24 protein-coding genes are annotated in these 19,141 nt (G+C 54.6%); 8 read left to right on the top strand and 16 right to left on the bottom strand.

Features of this window, described 5'->3' with window-relative positions:
- Positions 1 to 37: 37 nt before the first annotated feature.
- Positions 38 to 811 carry a 1-(5-phosphoribosyl)-5-[(5-phosphoribosylamino)methylideneamino]imidazole-4-carboxamide isomerase gene (gene hisA, locus RHJ02_RS04175; RefSeq protein WP_206201198.1) on the bottom strand — a complete coding sequence of 258 codons (774 nt, stop codon included), beginning with the start codon at positions 809 to 811 and terminating at the stop codon, positions 38 to 40.
- Between the two features lie 359 nt (positions 812 to 1,170).
- Here hisA and RHJ02_RS04170 point away from each other — a divergent pair, with 359 nt between their 5' ends.
- Positions 1,171 to 2,418, top strand: a complete 1,248-nt coding sequence (locus RHJ02_RS04170) for a YcjF family protein (protein WP_206201197.1) — start codon at positions 1,171 to 1,173, stop codon at positions 2,416 to 2,418.
- Here the strand turns inward: RHJ02_RS04170 and RHJ02_RS04165 are convergent.
- The gene (locus RHJ02_RS04165) at positions 2,386 to 3,159 is read right to left on the bottom strand and encodes a WecB/TagA/CpsF family glycosyltransferase (protein ID WP_255521499.1); all 774 of its coding nucleotides are present in this window, start codon (positions 3,157 to 3,159) and stop codon (positions 2,386 to 2,388) included. The genes RHJ02_RS04170 and RHJ02_RS04165 overlap by 33 nt on opposite strands.
- A gap of 108 nt (positions 3,160 to 3,267) precedes the next feature.
- Between RHJ02_RS04165 and RHJ02_RS04160 the strand changes: the two genes are divergently transcribed.
- Positions 3,268 to 3,834, top strand: a complete 567-nt coding sequence (locus RHJ02_RS04160; protein WP_225901650.1) for a J domain-containing protein — start codon at positions 3,268 to 3,270, stop codon at positions 3,832 to 3,834.
- Here RHJ02_RS04160 and RHJ02_RS04155 read toward each other — a convergent pair.
- From RHJ02_RS04155 to ndhC, 4 genes are read right to left on the bottom strand one after another with little or no spacing between them, the layout of a single operon-like run.
- The gene (locus tag RHJ02_RS04155; protein WP_206201194.1) at positions 3,831 to 4,115 is read right to left on the bottom strand and encodes a DUF3288 family protein; all 285 of its coding nucleotides are present in this window, start codon (positions 4,113 to 4,115) and stop codon (positions 3,831 to 3,833) included. The two genes, RHJ02_RS04160 and RHJ02_RS04155, sit on opposite strands and share 4 nt — an antisense overlap.
- A gap of 29 nt (positions 4,116 to 4,144) precedes the next feature.
- Positions 4,145 to 5,269: a DNA-processing protein DprA gene (gene dprA / locus RHJ02_RS04150; RefSeq protein ID WP_310744864.1), complete on the bottom strand. Its 1,125-nt coding sequence runs from the start codon at positions 5,267 to 5,269 to the stop codon at positions 4,145 to 4,147.
- A 6-nt stretch (positions 5,270 to 5,275) separates the two neighbouring features.
- Entirely contained in the window at positions 5,276 to 5,782 is a 507-nt protein-coding gene (locus RHJ02_RS04145) for an NAD(P)H-quinone oxidoreductase subunit J (protein ID WP_310800490.1), read from the bottom strand.
- 34 nt (positions 5,783 to 5,816) lie between these two features.
- Positions 5,817 to 6,179 (bottom strand): photosynthetic/respiratory NAD(P)H-quinone oxidoreductase subunit C, encoded by a 363-nt coding sequence (gene ndhC, locus RHJ02_RS04140; protein WP_149820086.1) that lies wholly within the window; start codon positions 6,177 to 6,179, stop codon positions 5,817 to 5,819.
- Between the two features lie 114 nt (positions 6,180 to 6,293).
- Here ndhC and RHJ02_RS04135 point away from each other — a divergent pair, with 114 nt between their 5' ends.
- Positions 6,294 to 7,283 (top strand): carbohydrate kinase, encoded by a 990-nt coding sequence (locus tag RHJ02_RS04135; protein ID WP_310800489.1) that lies wholly within the window; start codon positions 6,294 to 6,296, stop codon positions 7,281 to 7,283.
- Here the strand turns inward: RHJ02_RS04135 and RHJ02_RS04130 are convergent.
- From RHJ02_RS04130 to RHJ02_RS04100, 7 genes are all read right to left on the bottom strand, one after another.
- A complete protein-coding gene (locus tag RHJ02_RS04130; protein ID WP_190278043.1) occupies positions 7,225 to 7,473 on the bottom strand; it encodes a hypothetical protein in 249 nt (82 codons plus the stop codon). The genes RHJ02_RS04135 and RHJ02_RS04130 overlap by 59 nt on opposite strands.
- A gap of 272 nt (positions 7,474 to 7,745) precedes the next feature.
- On the bottom strand, positions 7,746 to 8,888 hold the full coding sequence (gene acsF, locus RHJ02_RS04125) for a magnesium-protoporphyrin IX monomethyl ester (oxidative) cyclase (RefSeq protein WP_149820092.1): 1,143 nt from the start codon (positions 8,886 to 8,888) through the stop codon (positions 7,746 to 7,748).
- An 86-nt stretch (positions 8,889 to 8,974) separates the two neighbouring features.
- On the bottom strand, positions 8,975 to 9,343 hold the full coding sequence (locus RHJ02_RS04120) for an Npun_F0494 family protein (protein WP_302678931.1): 369 nt from the start codon (positions 9,341 to 9,343) through the stop codon (positions 8,975 to 8,977).
- Positions 9,344 to 9,354: 11 nt separating this feature from the next.
- Positions 9,355 to 10,029 carry a hypothetical protein gene (locus tag RHJ02_RS04115; protein WP_310438472.1) on the bottom strand — a complete coding sequence of 225 codons (675 nt, stop codon included), beginning with the start codon at positions 10,027 to 10,029 and terminating at the stop codon, positions 9,355 to 9,357.
- A 173-nt stretch (positions 10,030 to 10,202) separates the two neighbouring features.
- On the bottom strand, positions 10,203 to 10,946 hold the full coding sequence (locus RHJ02_RS04110; protein ID WP_310453300.1) for a dienelactone hydrolase family protein: 744 nt from the start codon (positions 10,944 to 10,946) through the stop codon (positions 10,203 to 10,205).
- A gap of 10 nt (positions 10,947 to 10,956) precedes the next feature.
- Complete coding sequence (locus RHJ02_RS04105) at positions 10,957 to 11,142, bottom strand: hypothetical protein (RefSeq protein WP_149820101.1); 186 nt, start codon at positions 11,140 to 11,142, stop codon at positions 10,957 to 10,959.
- Positions 11,143 to 11,183: 41 nt separating this feature from the next.
- The gene (locus tag RHJ02_RS04100) at positions 11,184 to 11,768 is read right to left on the bottom strand and encodes a thylakoid membrane photosystem I accumulation factor (protein WP_225901648.1); all 585 of its coding nucleotides are present in this window, start codon (positions 11,766 to 11,768) and stop codon (positions 11,184 to 11,186) included.
- Positions 11,769 to 11,946: 178 nt separating this feature from the next.
- Between RHJ02_RS04100 and RHJ02_RS04095 the strand changes: the two genes are divergently transcribed.
- The 4 genes from RHJ02_RS04095 to RHJ02_RS04080 are packed head-to-tail and all read left to right on the top strand — an operon-like array spanning position 11,947 to position 14,768.
- Positions 11,947 to 12,708, top strand: coding sequence for a DUF4382 domain-containing protein (locus tag RHJ02_RS04095; protein WP_310800488.1), 762 nt, complete (start codon positions 11,947 to 11,949; stop codon positions 12,706 to 12,708).
- A complete protein-coding gene (locus RHJ02_RS04090) occupies positions 12,705 to 13,187 on the top strand; it encodes a carboxypeptidase regulatory-like domain-containing protein (protein WP_310744861.1) in 483 nt (160 codons plus the stop codon). The genes RHJ02_RS04095 and RHJ02_RS04090 overlap by 4 nt, the downstream gene beginning before the upstream one ends.
- Complete coding sequence (gene cbiM, locus RHJ02_RS04085) at positions 13,145 to 13,876, top strand: cobalt transporter CbiM (RefSeq protein WP_310744860.1); 732 nt, start codon at positions 13,145 to 13,147, stop codon at positions 13,874 to 13,876. Before RHJ02_RS04090 ends, cbiM begins: the two co-directional genes overlap by 43 nt.
- Positions 13,839 to 14,768 carry an AEC family transporter gene (locus RHJ02_RS04080; protein ID WP_206201185.1) on the top strand — a complete coding sequence of 310 codons (930 nt, stop codon included), beginning with the start codon at positions 13,839 to 13,841 and terminating at the stop codon, positions 14,766 to 14,768. Before cbiM ends, RHJ02_RS04080 begins: the two co-directional genes overlap by 38 nt.
- Positions 14,769 to 14,781: 13 nt before the next feature.
- On the opposite strand, the gene petM is transcribed toward RHJ02_RS04080, so the two are convergent.
- Positions 14,782 to 14,883: a cytochrome b6-f complex subunit PetM gene (gene petM, locus RHJ02_RS04075; protein WP_011057256.1), complete on the bottom strand. Its 102-nt coding sequence runs from the start codon at positions 14,881 to 14,883 to the stop codon at positions 14,782 to 14,784.
- A 51-nt stretch (positions 14,884 to 14,934) separates the two neighbouring features.
- Positions 14,935 to 15,297 carry a hypothetical protein gene (locus RHJ02_RS04070; protein ID WP_310800487.1) on the bottom strand — a complete coding sequence of 121 codons (363 nt, stop codon included), beginning with the start codon at positions 15,295 to 15,297 and terminating at the stop codon, positions 14,935 to 14,937.
- 110 nt (positions 15,298 to 15,407) lie between these two features.
- Between RHJ02_RS04070 and bchD the strand changes: the two genes are divergently transcribed.
- Positions 15,408 to 17,420: a magnesium chelatase ATPase subunit D gene (bchD, locus tag RHJ02_RS04065; RefSeq protein ID WP_310800486.1), complete on the top strand. Its 2,013-nt coding sequence runs from the start codon at positions 15,408 to 15,410 to the stop codon at positions 17,418 to 17,420.
- A 67-nt stretch (positions 17,421 to 17,487) separates the two neighbouring features.
- On the opposite strand, the gene groL is transcribed toward bchD, so the two are convergent.
- Positions 17,488 to 19,119, bottom strand: a complete 1,632-nt coding sequence (groL, locus tag RHJ02_RS04060) for a chaperonin GroEL (protein WP_206201182.1) — start codon at positions 19,117 to 19,119, stop codon at positions 17,488 to 17,490.
- Positions 19,120 to 19,141: the final 22 nt, after the last annotated feature.

Raw genomic sequence — 19,141 nt, 5'->3', positions numbered from 1 at the left:
CCGTTTTAGGGGTAACAACGCCTTGATCTTAGGCTACTTATGCCCAAGTCGTGCTTCCCAAATCTGGCGGAATATCTTGCCAGCGACCTTGACCGACAGCCCGAACCGCTTCCCGCAAATCCACTGCTTTGGTATAAAGTGCCTTACCGACGATCACCCCCGATAACCCTTGGGGACTGAGGGCAAAGAGACTGAGAATATCTGTGAGGGAACCCACGCCACCCGATGCAATGACCGGGCGATCGGTTGCCGCCAATAACTGCCGCAGTGCTGGAATATTCGGCCCTTGGAGAGTGCCATCCCGCTGAATATCGGTGTAAACCAACCCTGCTACCCCCATTGTTGCCATTTTTTGGGCAAGATCGGTGGCCAAGATCGTTGAGGTGTCTAGCCAACCCCGCGTTGCCACATAGCCATCGCGAGCATCCAGCCCTACCCAAATGCGTCCGGGGTATTCTGCGGCCAAACTGGCCACTAGCTCTGGATCCTCAAGAGCCACGGTACCCAAAATGGCACGATTGACACCTTGGAGAAAGAGATCAGCCACTGCTTGGCGCGATCGCAAGCCACCCCCCACCTGCACAGGAATTTCAAGGGAGGCGACGATCTTGGCAATCAGATCATAATTTCGCGGTTCGCCCGTTTTGGCTGCATCTAGGTCAACCACATGCAAGCGGGGAGCACCCAACCGCTGCCAGTAGAGGGCAACTTTTAGAGGATCATCATGAAAAACCTTGACCTTACCATAGTCCCCTTGCACTAGGCGCACACATTTGCCGTCAAGTAAATCAATGGCGGGGATAACATCCATTGGCGTCAGAAATCCTTATTGAAAAATTGAAAATTTGAGCGTAACTCCCATCCTAGCAGTCACAAGGGGTGAAGCGCATCGGAGGATTGCTAACATAGTCCCCTTCGTTCCTGAATTGACAAGAGCCACCCATTGAAGGCCGCGCCCTGTCTAAATTCCTGTGGCGATCGCGTGATTATGCAACAGATTTAATGGGATTCCGTTTGAACATGTCCCCCAGATCCTCGCGCAGCAGGTGGGGAAACCTTCATAGGCGGACAGAAAATTCAGGCTGCATTTCCTCGAGCCTTGGGAATTTGAGTGCTGCTCACCAGTCACGGTAAGCTAACAAACAAAGGATTTGCTTGGGGTACAAGGACATGGCTGTTGCTGCCGCCATTATTCTCTTGTTGTTGAGTGGCTGGGTGAATGACCATCCGTGGGGATGGCTGCTGATTCTTGGTCTAGGGTTGGGCTATTGGTACTGGCGGCGATCGCCCGCTGCGCCAAACCCGGCTCCCCCTCAACCTTCTCTGCATCCTCAATTACTGGAAAAGCAACTGGCAGACACGCGGAGCCTTTTGCAGGAACTTCCCATAGAGCGCCAAGCCTCCCTACAATCAGCCCACAGCCAACTCCAACAGCGGTTAGATAGCCCAACGGTTGAGGTGTGTGTTCTCGGGCAATCGGCCTATGCTCTCAATCGGGTGTACGATGCCGTCGCTACCCTACCCCTCGATAGCTGTACGTTTCAGCAGCAAACATTGGCAACGGTGCCCCAGGCAGACTTAGTGCTTTTGACCGTAACGGGTGCCCTTACCGCCAGTGAGTTTGAGATGCTGCGGGTATTGCAAGCAAGCCATTATCACGTTCTTGTGGTGTGGTATCCAGAAATGGTGCAGGAGCGCGATCGCCCGAAGGGCGCGCTTTGCGATCGCGTGGCAGTGCATTTACAGCAGCAACTGCAACAACTCCAGATTGGACAAGATCAACTCATTCCCTTTACACCCCACAATCCCCAAGAACTCACCTCCGCAGTGCTGCACTGTCTCACCCAACAGCGAGCGAATCTGGTCTTAGCCGGCACCTATCGCCGTGCCCAACAACTCCATCAACAGGCGCAATCCGCCCTCAACCAGTATCGCCAAGAACGAGCCACCCCGATCATTGAACGCTACCAATGGCTGGCAGCGGCGGCAACGGCAGTGAATCCTCTTCCGCTTCTGGATCTCGTCATGGCCGGGGGGCTATTGGTGCGCCTCACGTGGGATCTCGGTCAAATCTACCAACGCTCCTTTCGCTTGGCGGATGCTGAACCCCTTGCCAAGGAGCTATTGCGGCTAATGGTGCAGTTGGGGGCTGTGGAACTGGGCACCCAATCCCTAGGACAGTGGCTCAAGGGCAATTCCCTCACCTATTTGGCAGGGAGCTGTTTACAGGGGGCAACGGCAGCCTATGTGTTGCGCTTGAGTGGCTTGAGTTTGATCCATTACTTTGAGACTGCTCCCCAAGCAAAATCTCTGCCCTTGGTGACTCGATTGCAGCAAAGCCTTCAGTGGGCACAGCAACAGGTGGGACGCTCTCCCTTGCAAACCCTAGGACAGTCTCTTGCCTTGCCGTCGGCCTAGCCAGTAACGCAGGAGTTGAGCGGCAAAAAGCACAACAAATGCGGGATTGTTCAGCAGATAGCGTTGCCAGAGGCGGCGGGGTTCTTGCAGGAGTCGAAAGAGCCACTCCAGACCGATCGCCATCATCCAGCGAGGCGCTTGCGCCACAACGCCACTGTGAAAATTAAAGGCCGCTCCCACACCCACCAAGACAATGGGCAGAAAAGGGCTTTGGCGAGCCATCCACTCCTCCTGCTTGGGACAGCCAAGGCTGACAAGAACCAGATCAGCACCGCTATCAAGAATGCGCTGGCGATCGCTGGCCTCCTCCTCAGGGGTCAAAGGACGAAAGGGAGGCGCGTAGGCACCCACAAACTGCATCTTGGGAAAGCGCTCTCGCAGATTTCGTTGCAGCCGCTCTAACACGAGGGGTTCACTGCCATAGAGGAAAATACGCCAGCCTTCCTCTTGGGCGCGATCGCACAACGCCAGCATCAAATCCGGACCATAGACCCGCTCTGCTTGCGGAAAGCCCAAAAGCCGTAAGCCCCACACCAAGGGCATGCCGTCAGAGGTCACCAGTTGGGCACCATTCACCACCCGTTGAAAGGGCGATCGCCACACCCCCGTCATCACCACATGAACATTCGCGGCAACCACATAGCCCCCCTTGCCTTGAGCAATCCACTCAGCGATTAGATCACAGGCTTGGTTGTAGGTGGTGACATCAATCCGTGTCCCTAAAATGTGCGCCGACTCCACGCTGGGGCTACTCCGCATGTTTCACTTGATTCCAGCGTAGGACATTGGTTGCAGAACCGAAGTGAACATCCGACAATGCAAAGCAGATGTCATGTTGTGCCCTGCGGAATGAATTTAGAAGAGTGCTATCGCATTCTGGAGTTGCCACAAGGGGCGTCCTTAGCTCAAGTGAAATCCGCCTACCGACGGCTAGCACGACGCTATCATCCCGATGTCAACCCCGGCGATCGCACTGCCCATGAGAAGTTTATTCTCCTCCAACAGGCCTATGAAAAATTAGTACGAGGACTGCCCACCTTTCGGCCTACCCCTGTTAAATCAGAACCCCAATCTCGCCCACCGCAGCCACCGCCGCCTCTCTCTGCCTTTGAGATTGAACTGAAGCACGCTAGCTATCGCCAACTTCAGGAATTTCTCAAATATCGCTGCTATCAACGTGCCATATCCCTTGTGGAAGGGTTGGCCAGTCGGCTGCCTCAAGATGCCGAAGTACGCCAGTGGCAAGCCGTCACCTATCAGTGCTGGGCGAGGCAACTCATTCGCGATCGCCAACCCCAAGCGGCACGGGAATACCTGCATCGCGCGCTGAAAGCCGATCCGGATAACCGACTCCTTTGGCAAGAAGCAGAAAAGGACTTTCGTACCCTTGATCGCCTCTACGGCAAAGAAATCTAAGTCCAATCCTCCCGTTTATTGCTGCCCAGCTTGTAAACACCGCCGCGAGCGTGAATGGCACGGGTACGCTCAAACAGTTCTTCCTCCGTGAGTTGCCATTTTTCTAGCAGCTCTGCCATTAACTTCTTATTGGTTTCGGCACCGGGGAAGCCATCATAGCGAATCAGCAATCGCCCCAATTCCGCCAAGTTGTAATCACTGATGCCCTCTTGTCCCAAGCGCTCGAGGACTAACCGATCTTGGGCTTCACGGGGATGTTGTAGGTTCTGGGAGTTTGTCATTTTACCCTCCAAGATTTATTGATGAAACTTTAACGGCTAGTTTTGCGATAGCGATTCCCCGGCTGCTGCTCGACCCAACCCGTTAGCTCCAAGTGCATTAGTTCTGCCATCACCACCCCTGTTTCCAAGGGTACGCGCTGCACAATGTCATCAAAGGCAACACTATTGCTGCCTTGGCTCAGTTGTTGAATCGCCTCGAGAATCTGTTGCTGGGGGGGCGATAGCGTTGGCGGTGGGGCTGAGAAGGGTGTTGGATCGAGGGGGGGTGTATGCCCCAATTGTTCGAGGAGAGCTTCTTCTCCCAAGATAATCTGTGCCCCTTGATTCACCAGACTCAGGGCACCCTTGGCACGGTGGTTATCGAGATGCCCCGGCAGCACATAGACATCACGACCATACTCGGCAGCATAGCGAGCAGTGATCAGGGCACCGGATTTGTAGGGAGCCTCTGCAATAATCACCGCACGGCACAGACCAGCAATGATGCGGTTGCGACGGGGAAATTGGGGGCGATCGGCACCCACGCCCCTAGGATACTCGCTCAAGAATCCCCCGCGTTCACGAATCTGGTAATAAAGCGAACGATTTTCCGGTGGGTAGATCATATCCACACCCGTGGCTAAGACGGCCAGTGTGGCACCTCCAGCTTCTAAAGAGCCGCGATGCGCCGCGCCATCAATGCCTGCGGCCATGCCGGAAACAACAATAAACCCAGCTTGGGCAAGGGCATACCCCAGCTTGTGCGCCCAACGCTGCGCATATTCTGAAGGATCACGGGTGCCGACAATGGCAACAGTTGGTGTGGATTGACTGAGAATTTCTAAAATGCGAGTCCCGCCATAGTAGAGCAAGGGCGGCGGATCGGGAATTTCGCGCAGCAGTGGTGGATAGCGAGGGTCACTCAGCACCCAATGGTGGGGATTTTGCTGGCAGTGGTGCTCGTAGAGAGCTAGGGGTTGGCACTGCTGACGATAGTGGGCGATCGCCCCTTGGAGCTTTGGGCCAATTCCTTCCACCTCTGCCAAGGCAGCTAGGGGGGCTTCCCAAGCCTTTTGCAAATCGCCAAAGTGCTGCCAGAGGCGTTTGAGTAACACCGAGCCAAGGCCGGGTACCTGTGACCAACTGTACCAATAGGCAGCATCAGCGGGAACCAAGGGAGCTTAGTAGGCTTCCTGCAACTCGTAGAAGTCAGGGGTGATGTAATCTTTGCGCAGCGGCCAGCCCACCCAATCCTCGGGCATAAGGATGCGCTTCAAATTTGGGTGCCCCTCATAGACAATGCCAAACATATCGTAGGATTCCCGCTCTTGCCAGTCGGCGGTTTTCCAAATCCAATAGACGGAAGGCACACGGGCATCATCCCGAGGGACAAAGACTTTAATCCGCACCTCTGGGGGGCGATCGGCATTATCACTGAGCTTGATCAGGTGGTATGTGCTCACCAAGTCTTGGCCGGGACCCGAATCATAGGCGGCTTGGCACTGCAAATAGTTAAAGCCGTCGGCATAGAGGGCTTGGCACACCGCCAGCAGGCGATCGCGATCCACTTTGATGATTTCTACGCCAGAGGCATCGGTACCGAGGGATTCCACACTCAGGTTTTGAGACTGGAGAAGGCGGCATACAGAGCCAGCTTCAACAATGGGGGCTTCGGGGGTGTCACTCATGTTCGCTGCTCCAACCTAAAGGCAATCAACTCACTCAAGACCATTCGAGGGCACGTTTGCGCCACGCATAAACTAGAGCCACGACCAGAATGGCAATGAAAATCAAGGCTTCAATAAAGGCCAGTAAGCCCAACTGATGGAAGGCCACCGCCCAAGGATATAAAAAGACCGTTTCCACATCAAAAATGACAAAGACGAGGGCAAACATGTAGTAGCGCACATTGAACTGAATCCACGCGCCACCAATGGGTTCCATCCCCGATTCGTAGGTCGTCAAGCGGATCATCCGCCCGGATTTGGGACGCAATAGCGCAGAGGCAGCTAAAGCCAGTACGGGTACCAGACCACAGATAATCAAAAAGCCAAGAAAATACTCGTAACCACTGAGAACAAACACGGTTGCAGTGTCCCTCGATCTTGGAATTGCTACCATTTTGACACACTCCCCTAGCGATCGCTAGGCTAGGGATCAATAGAAAAAACTAAATTGCCCTATAGCGAATCATTAGCGATGTCCCAACCCACTGTCCTCTGTGCTGGCGAAGTCCTCTTTGACTGTTTAGAAGTGCCCCCTGATCCCCCGCAGTGTTTTCTGGGGGGTGCCCCGGCCAATGTGGCCTGTGGTTTGGTGAAGTTGGGGGTGAGTGCGGCCTTTTTGGGGGCTGTGGGGGACGATGCCTTAGGGGAGCAAGCCTGTGCCGAATTAGCCGCTTTGGGCGTCAATATCGAAGCAGTCGAGCGGGTCGCTGGGGTGCCGACGCGGCAAGTGCGCGTTCAATTGGTGGGGGGCGATCGCCAGTTTGTGGGATTTGCGCCAGCGGGAACTTCTGTCTTTGCCGATATGCAGTTCTCTGGCCAGCAAGTCTCGCCATCGTTCCTAGCTGGGGCACAATTTTTCGTCACCGGCACGCTCGGACTAGCCAGTGAACCCACCGCCACCACCATTGAACATCTAGTCCAGCAACTGCGGCAAAACGGTGCCTTTATTCTCATTGATGCCAACTGGCGACCAATCTTCTGGCGGGATGCGAGTGCTGCTCCTGAACGCATTCGTCCTTTTTTAGCACAGGCGCATTTCCTGAAACTGGCCAAGGAAGAGGCGGAATTATTTTTCTCTGACAGTGATCCCCAAGTTGTCTATCGTGCCCTTTGGGGGACGGCACCTGACCATGCCGTGGTTATTACTGACGGGGATCAAACTATTCACTACTGCTGGCACGAAAATCAAGGGGAATTACAACCACCCGCCATGCCCGTTGTGGATACCACTGGTGCCGGCGATGGCTTTGTTGCGGGTTGGATTGCCCAATTATTACAGGGCAGCCCGGAAACCTACCGTGACCCCCAATGGCAGGCTGCTTGTTTAGAATTTGCCACAGTGGTGGGGGCGCTCGTGACGACAAAACGGGGGGCGATCGCTGGTCAACCCACCCTTGCTGAGGTCACTCAATGGCTTCGGGATCATCCTCAAAGAAAAATACGGACGCACTCACCGCCCTAGCAGTGGTTGATGGGCTTGTCGCGATCGCTGGCTGATGTTCACGGCTAGGGATGGCTGCCGCCAAGGGACAGGCCCGCCAAAACCCCCGCACCGGCACATTCAGTTTTTCACAGGTACCACCACGCCGCCCTTCGGAATAATAGAAGCGGCAAAAGCGGCAAGTTGTGGGAGTGAGAATTGGGCTGTCCATCGCGGGGATCAACTCCGAAGTAAAATCTTTAGGCTCTCTACCTTCCATCCTATGAAATTGTCCTCAGCGACTTTTGCAGCGATCACAGGGTCAAAGAGGCCTAGGAAGCAGGTTTTAGCGATCCCCAGTGGTCAAAAGTGCTTTTAGATTCTTTTCATACTCCCGCAACACTCCGTAATAATACGGACATCAATTGTAGGAAAAGTGAAAAAAAGGTTACGCCCGCAGACGTAACCCATGGAGATCAGTATATTTTTAAGCCGCAGAGGAAATTAACGCACCGCCGCCGTTGTGGGTGCCTTGGCGGGGATCAAGAACAACTTGATCATTTGCCACACATTCGAGAGATAGAGGGGAAGTTTCTTCAGAAAACCGCCATTTTGCTTGCTAATTTCTGTCAGCTTGGCATTGTTTTCGACACACCGCTCTAACCGCTGATAAAATTCTGGATGATCGACATCGAGAATCACCGGAAAAACACGGCCTGCGGTTTCATTGGTTTTGGCAATCACCTCACGATCATACTCGCGGGCATCTAGGCCAATCGCAGCATAGAACTTCGCCCGTTGCAAATCGTTGAGGTACATTGTGGCAAAGACCGAGAGCAGGAAGAAGCGGCACCACAGTTTCGGCGGTAACCAGCAGACCATGAAGTAGCGTGCCCATTTCTTACCCGAGAGGGACAGGGGAATTTCCTTAATCTTTTGCCAGAAGGTGCGCGGCCGATCCAGCATTTGCGGCTGGGCACGCATCACGGCATCAAAGAAGTCACCGTGGCGGTTTTCATCTTGGCACCAGTTCTCAAAGAAGCGGAAGATGGGGTAGATGCGATGTTCGGGGTGCTTCTCCAGATGGCGATAGATCGTAATGTAGCGCCAGTAACCAATTTTCTCGGAGAGGTAGGTGGCGTAGAAGATGAATTCCGGTTCAAAGTAGGTGTAACTGCGGTGCTGCGTCAAAAAGCCAAGATCCAGCGATAGGTTAAAGTCGGCCATCGCTTTATTCAAGAAGCCAGCGTGGCGGGCTTCATCGCGAGACATCAGGGCAAAGCATTCCGCCAATAGGGGGTTGCGATCCTTGAGCTTGCGGCTGAGTTCTTTGTAGAGGAGAAAGCCAGAAAATTCCGCTGTGCAGGAGCGCTCCAAAAATTCAATAAATAACTGGCGGGTTTCGCCATCAATGTGATCCCAAGACTGTTCAAATTCTGCATCCCGCACAAAGTGGTGGCGGTTGTAGTCGCAGCGGAATTCCTCAAGGATGGCCTGAAGTTCTGCTTTGTTTTCAGTAATGTCCATATTGGCCATCGCTTCAAAGTCAGTGGTATAGAAGCGGGGCGTGAGGATGGTTTCCTTGGCGGGGGCTTTAATGCCCGGCCGCAGTTCTTCAAACTCTGGTTTGGCGACGGTATTAACCATAAAAAGCTGCGTCTCGCTCTTGCTAACGGCACTCATAAAGCATGGTAGCGAAAATCACCGATGCGTTACAGGTCGTTACAGAACCGTTACATTCCCCACCAGCGGCTGAGTTGATTGCGCCAGCGATCGCCCCAAGAGGCCGCCCATGTGGGTTGGCGATAACGTTGAATCAACTGTTGCCCCAAGGGAGTGAGGCGATAGCGATCGGTGAGGCCTTGGCCATCCACTTCGCGGCGCAGTAAACCGACGCGGATCAACCAGTCCAACTCTGCTTCTGCTAGGAGCACAGGCAAGGGCGATCGCGTGAATCCCGATTGAAGACCCGCTTCGCCCACAATTTCTAGGAGTGCCACACTCCGCTGCTGCATTGTCTGAAACAAGAGGGGCAAAAAGGGACTACAGCGCAGGGCGCGATCGCCCCGTTCCAAAACCTTCGGAGAATACGCGATCGCCACTGCCACCAAACCTACAGAGAATTTAAGTGGCTGGTATCAATGAAGGTTGCCCGGTCATTCACTGACGTACCAGGGGCGGGGGGTGTGCGGGGCGATTGAGCTGCGGGAGAGGTTGATGGCGAAGAGGGAGTTTCTGCCTCCTGACGACGGCGATCGGGTAAGACCACGCGCTCCATGATGAACTCAATCGTGCCCTTGCGCAGCCATCCCCGTGCTACCAAAATATCGCCGAGTCTTGCCCCTGTGGCTCGCTGATCGGCTAAGGCAACTTCAATTTGTGCGGGTGTCACCAATTCTGCTTCAACCAGATAGTTCCCCAAGCGTTTCGTGTAGCTGTCATCATGGGGACGCTGGATAAAGGGGGGCTTTTTCGCAGGTGCCTCAGTCTCTGCTGCCACGCCTGGCAGGCTGTCAAAGTCACGTTGATCCCCCGCTAGGGCAACCAAGCATTCTTTGATTTTCATCAGAATTTCCGCTGCTCGCCGGGGTTGATTTTGCTGGGCTGCCTGCTCCAAGAGCCGTGCTTCTGCCTCAATCAGCGTTTGCCGGGATGCCACTGCTGCAACTTGTAAAATGCGTGCCTGCTGCTGAAGGACAGCCATATCTCGTTCAAGAAGGGCTTTTTTGCACTGCTTGAGAACAAGGGATCCCTGCTTCAGCAGAACTTTGTGGGTAGGAGTAGTCATAGACAGCAACAGCGGGGATAAAGAACATGACTTAAAAGAATATTAAAGCTTGGCAACTGCCTTTGGCATTGTTTAGGCGATGGGGAACACGCAATCTACTTTTACTATAGCCCTTTGTATTGAACCCATTCCGCTGCAACTGCGTCAAATGTAAAGGTTCTGTAAAGATAGGGTCACTGTTGCTGCCGTAGGACGGTGTTGAAGAGTTCTTTGACTTGTTCCCACGCATCCCGTGCTGCTGCTGCATCGTAGCTATCCCGTTGATCGCAGAAGAAGCCATGATCCGCTGGATAGATGAAGATGTGGTGACGAATGCCGTGGTGGCGCAGCGCCGTTTCAATTTGCTTCACCTGTTCCATGGGAATACTTTGGTCGCGATCGCCAAAGAAGGCATAGAGCGTGCCGCGAATTTTCGGTGTGATTTCAATGGTGGGTAGGCCACCGCCGGGGGTCATGGTTGTCATCCCGGCGCCATAGAATGAGGCCGTGGCTTTAATGTCCGGTAACTGAGCCACCAGATAGGCCACATGACCGCCAAAGCAAAAGCCAATCGTACCAATGGCATCCCCATCCACATTTTCAAGGCCGCGCAGATAGGCAATGGTCGCTTGGGTGTCACTAAGGAGTTCCTCGGCTTTGGTTTGGTTTTTGTACTGCCGCCCCAAATCAATATCAGCGGCGGTGTAGCCCGTTTCAAAGCCGGGGGCAAAGCGTTGGTAAATGGCGGGGGCGATCGCCACATAGCCTTCGCGGGCAATACGTTCGGTCACATCGCGGATATGGGCATTGACGCCAAAAATTTCCTGAAAGACAATCACTGCCGGATAGCGGCCGGGGGCAACAGGCTCGGCTAAGTAGGCATCAATCAGCAGATCGCCATTGACCACCTTGACCCAACGACTGGTAATCTCCACCATCGTGAACCTCCTAGGCAGGAATGTCGAGGTCTGGAAACGTGCGCTTGAAGTCGCTAATCAATTCATCGAGTTCGGCGAGGGCGGATTCAATGTCAATGGTGAGGGTGCCATGACCGGGGAGTTCCAAGAGCTTTTTGAGGCTCTCCCGTTTCGCCAAAACAACTGCTAGACGTTCCTGTAGGGTGGGTAACTCCATCTTGTACCTCGCTATCTTGTACCTCACTGCAAAGCTCACTATTACTCTACCGTTTCGTTGGCCAGCTTCTTCCCTTTGACAGGTGGCGGGGGCACCAGTTCCACATTGATTTCATTCACAGGGCGCGGCCGCAGTTCCAGAGATTGCGATCTCGGCAGCAAATCAAACACTTCCCGAAACGTGTCATCGAGGGTTTCAAAGGGCACCACACCGATAAATTCCTGCCGCAATTGGCCTTGGCGATCGAAAATCAGGGTTTGCGGCACCCGGCCTTTGTAGTAGTAGCCCGCTTCATTGGCGGAGAACTGCGCCCCAAAGGGTAAGGCATCGACATCAATAGCGATGAAATCGGTGACGCGACCATAGTACCCCTGCAACTGGGAAATGGTGGAGGCAAACTGCTTGCAGTCGCGGCTATCGTTCACATAAAACAGCAGCAATGTGGCGCGATCGCTCTGACGCGATTTCTCTAGGGTGACCTTTGGTGGCACTAAGGAGCCATTGCCGGCGTAAAGAGCAAAGATATTCCCATCGTAGCGATCGTCTTGTAACCCCGCCCAACTCGGCGCTGTCCACAGTCCCCACAGCAGGAGGACAAGTCCTAACCAGCCCCAAACCCGTTTCATTTTTCGCTCCATCACGCTCTGTAAAGACACTATACCGCCACGCCATCCCCCTCCCGTGCATTGTAGAACCAATGCCACCCCTTCTAAGGTAGGAAGAGTGTCTTTATTGCTTTTGCCAATAGCTACAGGGGTGCTCTTTCTGGGGCTTTTTTCGGCGTGATCAGGCGTGATCAAAGGAATGAATCTATACCAACGTTTAGGGATAGTCACGATTTTCAGTACAGTGCTACTGGCCAGTTGTGCGCCCGCCTCGCAAAAGGGCACTCTCCAGCTCTATGCCAATGGTGAAGAGCGCTTGCAAACGGGATGGACAAGCAAAGATGGCTGGAAGCTCGAGCTTGACCATGTCTATTTGACGTTGGGTACGGTGACTGCCTACCAAACCCATCCCCCTTTTGATCCTGAGGCGGGCGATCGCCCCGACAGTGAAGTGACGGTTGTGTTTAGCGATCCTATGACGGTGGATTTGGTGAGTGATCAGCGTCCCCTTGTAGGCAGTGCTGCGGCGGCGGTGGGTCACTTCAATGCCCTGCAGTGGCAGACCCTCGCACCGAGTTTACAACTGGTGGGAACAGCGCAGCGGGGCAATGTCACTCTCCCCTTTGACATTACGTTGGATCAGCCCTTGGCCTTTGTTTGTGGCGACTACATTGGCGATGAACGCAAGGGAATAGTCACAGCGAACAGTTCCGCTGAGCTAGAGATTACGCTCCACTTTGATCATCTTTTTGGTGATGGCGCTGAACCAGCAACGGCGGAGATCAATCGCGACGCGGTAGGCTTTGACCCCTTTGCTGCCCTAGGCACTCCTGAGGGAGTCACGGTTGACTGGACAGGATTACAGCAAAAACTCAGCCCCCAAGAATTTCAAACACTGCTGACAGCTTTGCGGAGTTTGGGTCATGTCGGCGAAGGTCACTGTCGGGAGGTTTCCTCATGAAAACAGTTTTAGCGAGTGTGGCTACCTTAGGACTGATAGTTCCCCAAGCCCTTGCCCATGGGGTTGAGTTGCGCTACAAACCGCAACAGGTGATTCACATTACAGCGCGCTATGACAGTGGCGAACCGATGGCAAATGCTAGGGTACAGGTCTTTGCCCCCGATCGCCCCCAAGAACCAGCAATAACAGGAACCACCAATACCCAAGGGGAGTTTCAATTTGTGCCCGATCGCCGCGGTCAGTGGCAGGTGCAGGTACGTCAAGGGGGACATGGCGGCCTACTCACGATTCCGATAGCAACCGATGCCCAAGCAACGGCTGAGGTTGCTCTTACCGCCGTCCCAGAACCGCCAAGGACGGTTTCCCTGAGTCAATACACTCCCGCACAAATCACGGTCATGGTCTTGGCAGTGCTCTGGGGTGCCATTGGCACAGCTTGCTTTGCTTGGTCGCGGCGGCGGCTGCCAGTGGAGTCGTAGTCATGCACATCCCCGATGGTTTAGTGCCGCCCCTGTGGTGTGGACTGGGTTATGCCGGTAGCGGTGGTCTCCTGTGGTGGTCTTGCCGCCGTTTGCAGCGGGCAACGGTGGATCCGCTGGCGATCGTGCCGCGATTAGCTCTATTAACCGCTGCCTTTTTTACCGCCTCTGCGGTTTATATCCCGCTGCCTCCCGCCAGTGTGCACCTCATGTTCCTTGGCAGTCTGGGGATTCTTTTGGGGGAAGGGGCAATGATAGCCGTGGTGGTGGGATTATTTCTACAGGCGGTGATGTTTGGTCATGGCGGTCTGACGACTTTGGGCCTCAATGCGCTGATCATGGGGATTCCAGCGCTCCTTGCCGCTGCTGTTTTTCGGGGGCTGTGGCATCGCTGTCCGCCAAGGGGGCGATCGCTCCTCGGGTTTATCCTTGGGGCGGGGGCTGTGCTGTTGGCTGTTCTCTTATTTGGCGCAGTGATTCTCCTGAGCCTGCCAGCACCCTTGGATCAACAGCGGGAATGGCTAGCGATCGCTGCGATTGGGATTGGCCATTTGCCCCTTGCTATGTTGGAGGGAGTGGTCACGGCTTCACTGCTGGTCTTTTTGGCCAAAGTCAAGCCAGAATTCCTGTCCCAAGGCGTATGCTTTTCCCGTGAAAATTCTCCTTACCCTACTGCCGACCCTCGCTGAACTCTACGGATTAATCTTTCTGTGCATGGGCATTGGCTATGGCAGTAGCCGTTTTTTGCCACCAACGACGGGGGCTTGGCTGGCGCAAGGGTTGTTCTGGGTGGGGACGCCCCTAACGGCATTTAGTTTTATTGTCACCACCCCGATTACGGGTCACAGTACGTTGGCTCCGCTATTGGCGTGGCTAGGAATGGGGATCGGCGTCAGCTTGGCGTGGCTGTGGTTGCAGCAATATCCCGCTCACACGCGGCAGGAGCAGGGCAGTTTTCTCTTGGCGACCATGGTGGGCAACACGGGTTTTATTGGCTTTCCAATTACTTGGCGACTGCTGGGGCAAGAGCACTTCAGTTGGGCGTTGTTTTTTGATCTGATGGGGACGCTCCTCATTTCCTATAGTGCTGGCATTGGCGTGGCGGCGAGTTTTGGCGATCGCGCCATTTCCATCGCAAAACTGCTGTGGCACATTGGCCGGAATCCAACCCTTTGGTGTGTCGGCATCGGACTGCTGCTACGACAACATCCCCTACCCGCGATCGCCCAACAGGGACTTTTAACCTTGGGGTGGTTAATGGTGATTGCTGGATTGATCTATATGGGCATCTGCCTCGGTGAGGCTCCCCTCAAGCTCCGCTGGGAACGCATCATTCCCTGTCTGACGATTAAGATGCTACTGGTACCGCTCCTGTTGGGTCTCGGATTAACCCTCGTAGGCATCAGCGGCCGGCCCCGTCTAGGGATGGTACTCCAAGCTGGCATGCCCCCCGCCTTTATGACCCTAATTCTGGCGGATGTATATCACTTGGACCGGGCTTTCGCTGCCAGTGTGATTTTAACCAGCCTCTTTGCCTTAATTCTTCTATTGCCCCTGTGGCTGGTGCTCTTTGCCGGGTAGGGGCATTTGGTGGCTAATCGTCGGGAGTCAAGCGCAACAGCAGGTAGCCTGCGCCTAAACCAACCAGAACCAGGGTAAACGTAATTACCGCAGTATTGAAAATCTCTTCTGCCATAGGGCGGCCTCAGCTAACAAGAACTCATTGTAACCAATTTGGCTCCTTTGCTTACCACGGCTCCAAAACAGGTTCCCGCAGTAGCTCATGGGTACCACGATTCACGGTCAAGAACATCCCGCGGGGTGTTTTGGTCAATAGATACGTGTACTCACCATTGACGGCTTCAAAATAGTACCCTTGAGGACTCCAATCCCGCAGGGGCAGCCGAATTGATAGGCGCGGATCCTGCTTGTGTCGTGCCATATAGTAGGCGGGGCGATCGCCCCCACAGATATTCACCCAATAGCTACGAGTCTCCGTGGCCACAAAGGTACTTTCATAGGAGCGACAGGAAAGGGGGCGTGCCAGTGCCGCCAGTGGTGTCATCGTCAATAGGGCAACAGCCGCTAGGGTGGAGCCAACAAACCTCATGGTCATCTCGCCGCAATTTCTCACTCCAGTCTAGCCAAGGAGGCGGGAAAGGGTTTCACCCTCGGTAAGATAGATGATGACGACTGCTGTTTACCTTCAACAGGGATGCAATGACGCTCGCGATCGCCCCCTTTCCGATTACCGCCATTGTTGGTCAAGAAGCCATTAAGCTTGCCCTGCTGTTGGCCGCCGTTGATCCCGGTTTGGGGGGGGTGATCATTGCCGGGCGGCGGGGGACTGCCAAATCTGTTCTTGCGCGGGGTATTCATGCCCTATTGCCCCCCATTGAAGTCATTGATCAAGGGGAGATCCCAGTACCGATCATTGCCAACCCCGATCCCGAACGTCCCCAAGACTGGGATAGCCGCTTGCAGGCTTGGCGCCAAAGTCATCCCGATGTCCCTTTGACCACCAAAGTGATTCCAGCCCCCTTTGTGCAAATTCCCCTAGGGGTCACCGAAGATCGCCTCTTGGGAGCTGTGGATGTGAGTCAATCGGTGCAGCGGGGTGAAGCGGTCTTTCAGCCCGGCCTCTTGGCGGCAGCCCACCGCGGCGTGCTCTATGTGGATGAAATCAATCTCTTGGATGAACAATTGGCCAATGTGCTGATGGCCGTGCTGAGTGCTGGGCGCAACCCAATTGAACGGGAGGGGATTAGTCTGGATCACCCCTGTCGTCCCCTGTTGATTGCCACCTTTAATCCCGATGAGGGAGAAGTGCCGCCCCATCTGCTGGACCGGTTTGCGATCGCCCTATCGGCGGATACGGTTCTGGGCTTAGATGAGCGGGTTGCAGCGGTGGATCATGCCACCCAATTTGCTGATTCGCCCCAAGCCTTTTTGCAGCAGTACGATGCTGAGCTAGAGGATCTGCGCACCCAAATTATTCTGGCGCGAGAATGGCTCAAGGAGGTAAAAATTCAACGGCAGCAAATTGCCTATCTGGTCACCGAAGCCCTACGGGGCGGTGTTCAAGGCCATCGAGCAGAACTCTTTGCGGTGCGGGTGGCCAAAGCCCATGCTGCCCTGAATGGCCGCAGTGAAGTGAATGCCGAAGATCTACGCCGCGCTGTTGAACTAGTGATTGTGCCGCGAGCCACGCAACTGGAACCGCCGCCGGAGCAACCACCGCCCCCACCTCCACCACCGCCCCCGCCGGAGAATCAGCAGTCTAACCCCGAAGAAGAACCCGATGAGCCAGAGACGCCACCGGAAGAGCAGCAGGAAACGCCACCCATTCCTGAGGAATTTGTCTTTGAGGCCGATGGCACGGTCTTGGATGAGTCAGTGCTCTACTTTGCCCAACTGACCCAACGCCAAGGGAAATCGGGGAGTCGCAGCCTGATTTACTCCCAAGATCGCGGTCGCTATATCCGCCCCATTTTGCCCCGTGGCCGAGGGGGTCGAATTGCTGTGGATGCCACCCTGCGCAGCGCCGCTCCCTACCAAAAATCCCGTCGCCTACGCCAACCCCAACGCCGCGTCATTGTTGAAAACAGTGATCTGCGAATTAAACGTTTGGTACGCAAAGCGGGTGCCTTGATTATTTTTGTCGTGGATGCCTCTGGCTCCATGGCACTGAACCGCATGAATTCTGCCAAGGGCGCTGTTTTACGCCTATTGACCCAAGCCTATCAAAACCGCGATATGGTGGCGCTGATTCCCTTTCGTGGCGAGCAAGCAGAGGTGCTCCTACCCCCCACCCGATCCATTGAAGCGGCGCGGCGACGCCTTGAAACCCTGCCCTGTGGGGGTGGCTCTCCCCTTGCCCACGGCCTGACCCAAGCGGTGCGAGTGGGTTTGAATGCCAAGCAAAGCGGTGAGATTGGTCAAGTGATGATTGTGGCCATTACCGATGGTCGGGGCAATATCCCCCTGAGCCGTTCCCTTGGCGAAACTATTCCGCCGGAGACCAAGCCCGATGTCAAAGCGGAAGTACTGGAAATTGCCGCTAAAATTCAAGCCTTGGGTCTGAAGCTCTTGGTGATTGATACCGAGAATAAGTTTGTCTCCACGGGGATGGGCAAGGAATTGGCCCAGCAAGCAGGGGGTAAGTATTACCATCTGCCCAAGGCCACCGATCAGGCGATCGCCCAAGTGACGCAGAATGCCCTGCAATTTTAGCCACCAATAAAAAACCCTCCCCCCAGTTAGAGAGGAGAGAACCTAGCAAACTATTGGGGCAGTAAGCCTACATCATGCCGCCCATGCCCCCCATACCGCCATCCGCAGGAGCTGCCGGTTTCGGTTCCGGTTTTTCGACCACAAGGGCTTCTGTCGTCAGTACCATGCCGGCGATCGAACCAGCATTTTGCAGGGCAGAGCGTACGACTTTGGCAGGGTCAATAATACCGGCACTAACGAGATCTTCATAGGTGCCCGTTGCAGCATTAAAGCCATAGTTAAAGTCACCGGCACGGACATTCTCGACGACTACGGCTCCTTCAACACCAGCATTGTCAGCAATTTGAGCCACCGGGGCTGCCAAGGCACTGGCAACAATGCGTGCCCCCGTTTGTTCCTCGGGACTGAGGCTAGGCAGCAGGGCATCAATGCGACTGGCCAAGTGAAGCAAGGTCACACCACCGCCGGGCACAATCCCTTCAGCCACTGCCGCTTTGGTGGCATTGAGGGCATCTTCGAGGCGGAGTTTGCGATCCTTCAATTCCGTTTCGGTGGCAGCCCCCACTTTGATCACCGCTACGCCGCCCACGAGCTTGGCAATGCGCTCTTGCAGCTTTTCTTTGTCGTATTCGGAGTCGGTCTCGGCCAACTGCTTCTTGAGCTGTTCGACCCGCTTTTGAATATCGGCTTTATTGCCTTTCTCGGACACAAGGGTGGTGGTGTCTTTGGTCACGGTGACGGAGGCGGCTTCTCCCAGCATGGTGATTTCCACATCATCTAGGGTCAGTCCCACTTCCTCAGAAATGACTTGACCGCCCGTGAGAATGGCAATGTCTTGGAGCATTGCTTTACGCCGTTCGCCAAAGGCTGGGGCTTTCACGGCAACCACATTGAGGACACCCCGCAGTTTATTCACCACCAATGTGGCGAGGGCTTCGCCTTCTACATCTTCAGCAATGATCACGAGGGGACGACCACTGCGAGCCACTCTTTCTAGGGTGGGAATCAGATCTTGGATACTGGTAATTTTTTTGTCCGTCAACAGCAGATAGGCATTGTTGAGTTGAACAATCATCCGCTCTGGATCGGTGACAAAGTAGGGGGAAATGTAGCCGCGATCAAACTGCATCCCCTCAACAATTTCCATTTCTGTATTCAGGGATTTCGATTCTTCAATGGTGATCACGCCATCTTTGCCGACTTTGGCCATGGCTTCACCAATCATGGCTCCCACTTCGGGGTCATTACCGGCAGAGACGGTGGCCACTTGGGCAATCATATCCCCTTCAACGGGTTTGGCCACTTCGGCAATGCCCTCGACAATGGTTTTGATCGCTTTTTCCATACCGCGCTTGAGGGCAATGGGGTTAGCACCGGCAGCCACGTTTTTCAGGCCTTCACGGATCAGGGCTTGGGCAAGGAGGGTGGCAGTGGTTGTGCCATCGCCGACGACATCATTGGTTTTGGCGGCCACTTCCCGAATCAGTTGGGCACCCGTATTTTCGTAGGCATCTTCCAGTTCGATTTCCTTGGCGATCGTCACGCCATCGTTAACAATTTGCGGTGCGCCATACTTTTTCTCAAGCACCACGTTGCGCCCTTTGGGGCCAAGGGTAATTTTCACGGCATCGGCAAGGGCATTAATTCCGCGTTCGAGCGATCGCCGGGACTCTTCATGAAATGCGACTAATTTTGCCATGGGTGGCTATCCTTTAGTAACT

Origin of the sequence: Thermosynechococcus sp. TG215, from assembly GCF_031583455.1 — a bacterium.
Lineage (GTDB): Bacteria > Cyanobacteriota > Cyanobacteriia > Thermosynechococcales > Thermosynechococcaceae > Thermosynechococcus.
The sequence above is the reverse complement of the archived record's forward strand: the minus strand, read 5'-3'. Positions and strand labels throughout refer to the sequence as shown.

What these genes read in the sequence shown, in the direction of transcription:
- RHJ02_RS04115 (WP_310438472.1), bottom strand. Translation starts at nt 10,029, where the DNA reads ATGACTACTCCTACCCACAAAGTTCTGCTGAAGCAGGGATCCCTTGTT.
- RHJ02_RS04160 (WP_225901650.1), top strand. Translation starts at nt 3,268, where the DNA reads ATGAATTTAGAAGAGTGCTATCGCATTCTGGAGTTGCCACAAGGGGCG.
- RHJ02_RS04095 (WP_310800488.1), top strand. Translation starts at nt 11,947, where the DNA reads ATGAATCTATACCAACGTTTAGGGATAGTCACGATTTTCAGTACAGTG.
- RHJ02_RS04105 (WP_149820101.1), bottom strand. Translation starts at nt 11,142, where the DNA reads ATGGAGTTACCCACCCTACAGGAACGTCTAGCAGTTGTTTTGGCGAAA.
- RHJ02_RS04135 (WP_310800489.1), top strand. Translation starts at nt 6,294, where the DNA reads ATGTCCCAACCCACTGTCCTCTGTGCTGGCGAAGTCCTCTTTGACTGT.
- RHJ02_RS04070 (WP_310800487.1), bottom strand. Translation starts at nt 15,297, where the DNA reads ATGAGGTTTGTTGGCTCCACCCTAGCGGCTGTTGCCCTATTGACGATG.
- RHJ02_RS04130 (WP_190278043.1), bottom strand. Translation starts at nt 7,473, where the DNA reads ATGGACAGCCCAATTCTCACTCCCACAACTTGCCGCTTTTGCCGCTTC.
- acsF (WP_149820092.1), bottom strand. Translation starts at nt 8,888, where the DNA reads ATGGTTAATACCGTCGCCAAACCAGAGTTTGAAGAACTGCGGCCGGGC.
- RHJ02_RS04090 (WP_310744861.1), top strand. Translation starts at nt 12,705, where the DNA reads ATGAAAACAGTTTTAGCGAGTGTGGCTACCTTAGGACTGATAGTTCCC.
- RHJ02_RS04100 (WP_225901648.1), bottom strand. Translation starts at nt 11,768, where the DNA reads ATGAAACGGGTTTGGGGCTGGTTAGGACTTGTCCTCCTGCTGTGGGGA.
- RHJ02_RS04155 (WP_206201194.1), bottom strand. Translation starts at nt 4,115, where the DNA reads ATGACAAACTCCCAGAACCTACAACATCCCCGTGAAGCCCAAGATCGG.
- RHJ02_RS04170 (WP_206201197.1), top strand. Translation starts at nt 1,171, where the DNA reads ATGGCTGTTGCTGCCGCCATTATTCTCTTGTTGTTGAGTGGCTGGGTG.
- groL (WP_206201182.1), bottom strand. Translation starts at nt 19,119, where the DNA reads ATGGCAAAATTAGTCGCATTTCATGAAGAGTCCCGGCGATCGCTCGAA.
- petM (WP_011057256.1), bottom strand. Translation starts at nt 14,883, where the DNA reads ATGGCAGAAGAGATTTTCAATACTGCGGTAATTACGTTTACCCTGGTT.
- RHJ02_RS04145 (WP_310800490.1), bottom strand. Translation starts at nt 5,782, where the DNA reads ATGAGTGACACCCCCGAAGCCCCCATTGTTGAAGCTGGCTCTGTATGC.
- bchD (WP_310800486.1), top strand. Translation starts at nt 15,408, where the DNA reads ATGACGCTCGCGATCGCCCCCTTTCCGATTACCGCCATTGTTGGTCAA.
- RHJ02_RS04110 (WP_310453300.1), bottom strand. Translation starts at nt 10,946, where the DNA reads ATGGTGGAGATTACCAGTCGTTGGGTCAAGGTGGTCAATGGCGATCTG.
- hisA (WP_206201198.1), bottom strand. Translation starts at nt 811, where the DNA reads ATGGATGTTATCCCCGCCATTGATTTACTTGACGGCAAATGTGTGCGC.